This is a genomic window from Oerskovia sp. NPDC060287 (assembly GCF_042726775.1).
Classification (GTDB): Bacteria; Actinomycetota; Actinomycetes; order Actinomycetales; family Cellulomonadaceae; genus Oerskovia; species Oerskovia merdavium.
Genome location: NZ_JBHXBO010000233.1, coordinates 1 through 6,408, shown reverse-complemented (window position 1 = coordinate 6,408; position 6,408 = coordinate 1). Strand labels below are relative to the sequence as shown.

Genomic DNA, 6,408 nt, shown 5'->3' with positions numbered 1-6,408 from the left:
GTACCGCAAGGTACCCGGGCCCTTCGTCGTCCTCGGACGCCTGACCCGGACGCTCGAGGCGCGCCCCGACGCCGTCGTCACCGTGGGCTGATGCTGGGGTGGCCCAGCTGCCGCAGCTGCTCGCCGCCGTGACGGCCGTCGGACGTCGTGCCGCCCGACGAGCTGGTCGTGGCGGGCGCACGGCCCGGCGCGGGGGAGCGGGCGCGCGTGAATCCGGGTGGGGACCGGACCCCGGACCGGGGTCGAGTCAGGTCGTGCGAGGCGTGGCTCGAGGGCGAAGAGGGGCAGGTCGGCAGGATCCGTGTGGTGATCTCGCACCGATCTCGATCCCGGACGGGGCGTGGCCGACCTGCATCGATGCAGGTGAGGAGCGCGCGGCCGGGTGCTGGGCTCTCCGAGGGGCGCCGGCCGTCGGTGTGAAGGCCGTCACTTCGTCCCGCGAGGTCCGATCTGGCGGTTACCCTAGAAGCACCGACAAGCCCGCACTGCGCGTGAGCGTGTCGGTCGGAGCGTGGGGACAGTCCCTCTGAGGGCAGAGTCACACGCGCCACGATTGGTCTTCCACGAGTTCCTGTGGCAGACTGTTCAGGTTGCCTGTTACGGGTGCGCTCTTTCATGTGTCGAACAGTGTGTTGAACCGCTAAGCATGCGGACCTCGGTATTCCGGGGTTGCCGCGGGTTGAACTCTCTGTCGATACGGATCGAGGACCCCGCGGAGCTCAGGTTCTGCACAGGCTCGACAACGTTGTGAACGGCTGTGACGCCGTCGGGCGCCAGAAGTTGGCCCGATGCGTGAGCGGTTCACATATCCAACGGCCCTGCACCGTTCCTCGGTGCGTGCGCTGGGTAGGTCGCGATAGGCGACACGCCCGAGCGCGTGGGTCGGACAGCTAGCGGTTCGAGAGAGAGAGTCAGACGACGCCATGGCGGGACAGAAGATCCGCATCCGGCTCAAGTCCTACGACCACGAGGTGATTGACAGCTCGGCGCGCAAGATCGTCGACACTGTCACCCGCGCTGGTGCAACGGTCGTGGGCCCGGTGCCGCTGCCGACGGAGAAGAACGTCTTCTGCGTCATCCGGTCGCCTCACAAGTACAAGGACAGCCGCGAGCACTTCGAGATGCGCACGCACAAGCGGCTTATCGACATCATCGATCCCACTCCGAAGGCCGTCGACTCGCTCATGCGACTGGACCTGCCTGCGGACGTGAACATCGAGATCAAGCTCTGAGGCGGGAGGACAACATGACTACCCCCCAGCAGAACGAGCGGCCCGTCACGGCCGTGCTCGGTACGAAGCTCGGCATGACCCAGCTCTGGGACGAGGCCGGTCGCCTGGTTCCCGTCACGGTCGTTGCCGTGGGCACGAACGTCGTGACCCAGGTCCGTACCGAAGAGGTCGACGGCTACAGCGCGGTCCAGCTGGCTGCAGGCCAGATCGACCCGCGCAAGGTCACGAAGCCCCTCAAGGGTCACTTCGAGAAGGCCGGCGTCACGCCGCGCCGTCACGTGACCGAGGTCCGCACGACCAACGCCGGTGAGTACACCCTCGGCCAGGAGATCACCGCGGAGGTCTTCACGGCCGGCGCGAAGGTCGACGTCCAGGGCACCACCAAGGGCAAGGGCACGGCCGGTGTCATGAAGCGTCACGGCTTCCACGGCGCCCCGGCCTCCCACGGTGCACACCGTAACCACCGCAAGCCTGGTTCGATCGGTGGGGCCTCGACCCCGGGTCGAGTCTTCAAGGGCGTGCGCATGGCTGGTCGCATGGGTTTCGACCAGCAGACCACGCAGAACCTGACCGTCCACGCGGTCGACGCAGAGAAGGGTCTGCTGCTCGTCAAGGGCGCAGTGCCCGGCCCCAAGGGCGGCGTCGTCCTCGTGCGTAGCGCCGTGAAGGGAGCATGACACTCATGGCAGCTCTCACTGTTGACGTCCTCGACGCCACGGGCAAGAAGGCCGGCACCGCCGAGCTTCCCGCCGAGGTGTTCGACGTCCAGACGAACGTCCCGCTGATCCACCAGGTTGTCGTCGCGCAGCTCGCTGCAGCCCGTCAGGGCACGCACGACACCAAGAGCCGCGGCGAGGTCCGCGGTGGTGGACGCAAGCCGTACAAGCAGAAGGGCACCGGCCGCGCCCGTCAGGGTTCGACCCGTGCACCTCAGTTCGCCGGCGGTGGGGTCGTTCACGGCCCGACGCCGCGCGACTACAGCCAGCGCACCCCCAAGAAGATGAAGGCTGCTGCCCTGCGCGGCGCCCTCTCCGACCGGGCTCGTGCAGGCCGTGTCCACGTCGTGTCCGGCTTCGGGATCGACGGTCAGCCGTCGACCAAGGCCGCGATCTCCTCGCTCGCCAACCTCTCTCCCCGCAAGCACGTGCTCGTGGTGCTGGAGCGCGGCGACGAGCTGACTAGCAAGTCCCTCCGCAACGCGGAGCAGGTGCACCTCCTGGTCGCAGACCAGCTGAACACCTACGACGTGCTGGTCTCCGACGACGTGGTCTTCACCGAGGGCGCACTCGCTGCGTTCCTCGCCGGACCCGCCACGGGCTCGTCGGTCAAGGCCGTCGCGTCCGAGTCGGAAGCAGCTGACGAGGCCGAGGAGGCCGCGAAGTGACCGCCGTGACGAAGGACCCCCGCGACATCCTGCTCGCGCCGGTGGTCTCCGAGAAGAGCTACGGGCTCCTCGACGAGGGTAAGTACACCTTCCTCGTGGACCCGCGGGCCAACAAGACCGAGATCAAGATCGCTGTCGAGCAGATCTTCTCGGTCAAGGTTGCCTCCGTGAACACGATCAACCGCAAGGGCAAGACCCGGCGGACGCGTTTCGGACTGGGCAAGCGCAAGGACACCAAGCGTGCGATCATCACCCTCCGCGAGGGCACGATCGACATCTTCGGCGGGCCGGTCGGCTGAGGCCGGACGAGAGCAGATTGAGGACAGATCCCCATGGGAATCCGTAAGTACAAGCCGACGACGCCCGGCCGCCGCGGCTCGAGCGTTGCCGACTTCGTCGAGATCACGCGCTCGCAGCCGGAGAAGTCGCTGGTCCGTCCGCTCACCAAGAGCGGTGGCCGCAACAGCACCGGTCGCATCACCACCCGTCACAAGGGTGGTGGCCACAAGCGCGCATACCGAGTCATCGACTTCCGTCGTCACGACAAGGACGGCGTGCCCGCGAAGGTCGCTCACATCGAGTACGACCCCAACCGCACGGCACGCATCGCGCTCCTGCACTACGCGGACGGCGAGAAGCGCTACATCATCGCGCCGAACAAGCTGAAGCAGGGCGACGTCATCGAGAACGGCGCCGGCGCCGACATCAAGCCCGGCAACAACCTGCCGTTGCGCAACATCCCGACCGGTACGGTCATCCACGCCATCGAGCTCAAGCCCGGTGGCGGCGCGAAGATCGCCCGTTCGGCTGGTGCCTCCGTGCAGCTCGTCGCCAAGGACGGCCCCTACGCCCAGCTGCGTATGCCGTCCGGTGAGATCCGCAACGTCGACCTGCGCTGCCGCGCCACGGTCGGCGAGGTGGGCAACGCCGAGCAGTCGAACATCAACTGGGGCAAGGCCGGCCGTATGCGTTGGAAGGGCAAGCGCCCCTCCGTCCGTGGTGTCGCCATGAACCCGATCGACCACCCTCACGGTGGTGGTGAAGGCAAGACCTCCGGTGGACGTCACCCGGTCAGCCCCTGGGGCCAGGCCGAAGGTCGTACCCGCCGTCCCAACAAGCCGAGCGACAAGCTGATCGTGCGTCGTCGCCGTACCGGCAAGAAGCGCTGATAGGAGCCTGACAGATGCCACGCAGCCTGAAGAAGGGCCCCTTCGTCGATGGACACCTTCAGAAGAAGGTGGACGTCCAGAACGAGAAGGGGACCAAGAACGTCATCAAGACCTGGTCCCGTCGGTCGGTCATCACGCCCGACTTCCTCGGTCACACTTTTGCCGTGCACGACGGACGCAAGCACACTCCGGTGTTCGTCACCGAGTCGATGGTTGGCCACAAGCTCGGCGAGTTCGCACCCACCCGGACCTTCCGCGGCCACGTGAAGGACGACAAGAAGGGCCGTCGTCGCTGATCTGCGTGCAGACGCAGATCAAGAGACGGCGACTCCGAACGTCATGACGAGACAAGAAGGCAGGACAGCAATGGAAGCCAAGGCGCAGGCGCGGTTCGTCCGTGTCACGCCCCAGAAGGCCCGGCGCGTCGTGGACCTCATCCGTGGCAAGCAGGCCACCGAGGCCGTCGCGGTGCTGAAGTTCGCACCGCAGGCCGCGAGTGAGCCCATCCGCAAGGTCGTGGAGAGCGCGATCGCGAACGCACGGGTGAAGGCCGACCGCGCGAGCGTGGCATTCGACGAGCAGGAGCTCGTCGTTGCCCAGGCGTTCGTGGACGAGGGCCCGACCCTCAAGCGGTTCCGGCCTCGCGCTCAGGGGCGCGCGAGCCAGATCCTCAAGCGGACGAGCCACATCACCGTGGTTCTCGTTCCGCGCGAAGACACGAAGGGAAGGGCCCGATAGTGGGACAGAAGGTTCACCCGCACGGGTACCGCCTCGGCATCACCACCGACCACCGGTCGCGTTGGTTCGCCGACAGCACCAAGCCCGGACAGCGGTACCGCGACTACGTCCGTGAGGACGTCCAGATCCGCAAGCTCATGGCCACCGGCCTCGAGCGTGCCGGCATCTCCAAGGTCGAGATCGAGCGCACCCGCGACCGTGTTCGTGTGGACATCCACACCGCACGTCCGGGTATCGTCATCGGCCGCCGTGGCGCAGAGGCAGACCGCATCCGCGGCGAGCTCGAGAAGCTCACGGGCAAGCAGGTCCAGCTCAACATCCTCGAGGTCAAGAACGCTGAGATCGATGCTCAGCTCGTGGCCCAGGGGATCGCGGAGCAGCTCGCGAGCCGCGTGTCCTTCCGTCGTGCGATGCGCAAGGGCATGCAGTCCGCGCAGCGCGCCGGCGCCAAGGGCATCCGTGTCCAGTGCTCGGGTCGTCTCGGCGGCGCCGAGATGAGCCGCTCGGAGTTCTACCGCGAAGGCCGTGTGCCGCTGCACACGCTCCGCGCGAACATCGACTACGGCTTCTTCGAGGCCCGCACCACCTTCGGCCGTATCGGCGTCAAGGTGTGGATCTACAAGGGCGACATGACCGAGAAGGAGTTCGCTGCGCAGCAGGCGACCGCCGCTCCCCGCCAGGGCCGTGGTGGCCCCCGCGGTGGCGACCGTCCTGACCGTGGTGGAGACCGTCGCGGTGCTGGTCGTCGCAACGAGCGTCCGGCACAGTCCGAGGCACCTGCAGCTGCAGGGGCGGAGGCACCTGTCGCCGAGAAGGCTCCTGAGTCCGGAACGGAGGCCTGAGCATGCTTATCCCGCGCAGGCTGAAGCACCGCAAGCAGCACCACCCCTCGCGCTCCGGCGCCTCGAAGGGTGGCAACCAGATCGCGTTCGGCGAGTTCGGCATCCAGGCTCTCGAGCCTGCGTACGTCACGAACCGCCAGATCGAGGCTGCTCGTATCGCGATGACCCGCCACATCAAGCGAGGCGGAAAGGTCTGGATCAACATCTACCCGGACCGCCCGCTGACCAAGAAGCCGGCGGAGACCCGCATGGGTTCTGGTAAGGGTTCGCCCGAGTGGTGGATCGCCAACGTCAAGCCCGGCCGTATCATCTTCGAGCTGGCCGGTGTACCGGAGCCCCTGGCTCGCGAGGCCATGCGCCGCGCGATCCACAAGCTCCCGATGAAGTGCCGTTTCGTGGTGCGCGAGGGTGGTGGCAACTGATGGCTATCGGAACCAAGGAACTGGGTTCGAGCGAGCTGGACACGTTCGATGACGAGAAGCTCGTCGCCGAGCTGAAGAAGGCCAAGGAGGAGCTTTTCAACCTCCGTTTCCAGTCGGCCACCGGTCAGCTGGAGAGCCACGGTCGCCTGAAGGCCGTGCGTCGCGACATCGCTCGGATCTACACGATCCTGCGCGAGCGCGAGCTCGGTATCCGTACCGCACCGAGCGTGAGTGAGTGAGGCTGGAATGAGCGAGAACGCAACGAACGCCGCACCGGTGACCGAGACGGCCGCTGACCAGCGCGCCAACCGCAAGACGCGGCGCGGCTACGTGGTGAGCGACAAGATGGACAAGACCGTCGTGATCGAGGTCGAGGACCGGGTCAAGCACCCGCTCTACGGCAAGGTCATCCGGCGCACGAGCAAGGTCAAGGTCCACGACGAGCAGAATGCTGCCGGCGTCGGTGACCTCGTCCTTATCATGGAGACCCGCCCGCTGTCCGCGACCAAGCGGTGGCGCCTGGTGGAGATCCTCGAGAAGGCCAAGTAGGCCCTGCGCCTACCAGGTCGTGACGGGCGGGGGTCCCGTCCGTCACGACCGGTCTCGGGCCGCACCAAGGTG

At 66.9% G+C, this 6,408-nt stretch carries 11 protein-coding genes; all 11 read left to right on the top strand.

Annotated features, from left to right (window positions below; all coding sequences use genetic code 11):
• Nucleotides 1–923: 923 nt before the first annotated feature.
• Nucleotides 924–1,232 carry a 30S ribosomal protein S10 gene (gene rpsJ, locus ACFWFR_RS16350; RefSeq protein ID WP_012867945.1) on the top strand — a complete coding sequence of 103 codons (309 nt, stop codon included), beginning with the start codon at nucleotides 924–926 and terminating at the stop codon, nucleotides 1,230–1,232.
• Between the two features lie 14 nt (nucleotides 1,233–1,246).
• Nucleotides 1,247–1,909, top strand: coding sequence for a 50S ribosomal protein L3 (gene rplC / locus ACFWFR_RS16345; protein ID WP_191801411.1), 663 nt, complete (start codon nucleotides 1,247–1,249; stop codon nucleotides 1,907–1,909).
• Between the two features lie 5 nt (nucleotides 1,910–1,914).
• Nucleotides 1,915–2,616, top strand: a complete 702-nt coding sequence (rplD, locus tag ACFWFR_RS16340; RefSeq protein ID WP_056653761.1) for a 50S ribosomal protein L4 — start codon at nucleotides 1,915–1,917, stop codon at nucleotides 2,614–2,616.
• Nucleotides 2,613–2,915, top strand: a complete 303-nt coding sequence (rplW, locus tag ACFWFR_RS16335) for a 50S ribosomal protein L23 (RefSeq protein ID WP_056653763.1) — start codon at nucleotides 2,613–2,615, stop codon at nucleotides 2,913–2,915. Before rplD ends, rplW begins: the two co-directional genes overlap by 4 nt.
• A 33-nt stretch (nucleotides 2,916–2,948) precedes the next feature.
• Complete coding sequence (rplB, locus tag ACFWFR_RS16330) at nucleotides 2,949–3,785, top strand: 50S ribosomal protein L2 (protein ID WP_056653766.1); 837 nt, start codon at nucleotides 2,949–2,951, stop codon at nucleotides 3,783–3,785.
• Nucleotides 3,786–3,799: 14 nt separating this feature from the next.
• On the top strand, nucleotides 3,800–4,081 hold the full coding sequence (gene rpsS / locus ACFWFR_RS16325) for a 30S ribosomal protein S19 (RefSeq protein WP_012867940.1): 282 nt from the start codon (nucleotides 3,800–3,802) through the stop codon (nucleotides 4,079–4,081).
• A 70-nt stretch (nucleotides 4,082–4,151) separates the two neighbouring features.
• Nucleotides 4,152–4,523: a 50S ribosomal protein L22 gene (gene rplV / locus ACFWFR_RS16320; RefSeq protein ID WP_030151935.1), complete on the top strand. Its 372-nt coding sequence runs from the start codon at nucleotides 4,152–4,154 to the stop codon at nucleotides 4,521–4,523.
• Nucleotides 4,523–5,365: a 30S ribosomal protein S3 gene (rpsC, locus tag ACFWFR_RS16315; protein ID WP_030151934.1), complete on the top strand. Its 843-nt coding sequence runs from the start codon at nucleotides 4,523–4,525 to the stop codon at nucleotides 5,363–5,365. The genes rplV and rpsC overlap by 1 nt, the downstream gene beginning before the upstream one ends.
• Nucleotides 5,366–5,367: 2 nt before the next feature.
• Entirely contained in the window at nucleotides 5,368–5,787 is a 420-nt protein-coding gene (gene rplP, locus ACFWFR_RS16310) for a 50S ribosomal protein L16 (RefSeq protein ID WP_191801409.1), read from the top strand.
• Nucleotides 5,787–6,026, top strand: a complete 240-nt coding sequence (rpmC, locus tag ACFWFR_RS16305; protein ID WP_056653772.1) for a 50S ribosomal protein L29 — start codon at nucleotides 5,787–5,789, stop codon at nucleotides 6,024–6,026. Before rplP ends, rpmC begins: the two co-directional genes overlap by 1 nt.
• A gap of 7 nt (nucleotides 6,027–6,033) precedes the next feature.
• Nucleotides 6,034–6,336: a 30S ribosomal protein S17 gene (gene rpsQ, locus ACFWFR_RS16300; protein ID WP_056653775.1), complete on the top strand. Its 303-nt coding sequence runs from the start codon at nucleotides 6,034–6,036 to the stop codon at nucleotides 6,334–6,336.
• Nucleotides 6,337–6,408: the final 72 nt, after the last annotated feature.

Coding starts and splice junctions, on each gene's coding strand:
- rpsJ (WP_012867945.1), top strand. CDS start 924: ATGGCGGGACAGAAGATCCGCATCCGGCTCAAGTCCTACGACCACGAG.
- rplC (WP_191801411.1), top strand. CDS start 1,247: ATGACTACCCCCCAGCAGAACGAGCGGCCCGTCACGGCCGTGCTCGGT.
- rplD (WP_056653761.1), top strand. CDS start 1,915: ATGGCAGCTCTCACTGTTGACGTCCTCGACGCCACGGGCAAGAAGGCC.
- rplB (WP_056653766.1), top strand. CDS start 2,949: ATGGGAATCCGTAAGTACAAGCCGACGACGCCCGGCCGCCGCGGCTCG.
- rpsS (WP_012867940.1), top strand. CDS start 3,800: ATGCCACGCAGCCTGAAGAAGGGCCCCTTCGTCGATGGACACCTTCAG.
- rplV (WP_030151935.1), top strand. CDS start 4,152: ATGGAAGCCAAGGCGCAGGCGCGGTTCGTCCGTGTCACGCCCCAGAAG.
- rplP (WP_191801409.1), top strand. CDS start 5,368: ATGCTTATCCCGCGCAGGCTGAAGCACCGCAAGCAGCACCACCCCTCG.
- rpmC (WP_056653772.1), top strand. CDS start 5,787: ATGGCTATCGGAACCAAGGAACTGGGTTCGAGCGAGCTGGACACGTTC.
- rpsQ (WP_056653775.1), top strand. CDS start 6,034: ATGAGCGAGAACGCAACGAACGCCGCACCGGTGACCGAGACGGCCGCT.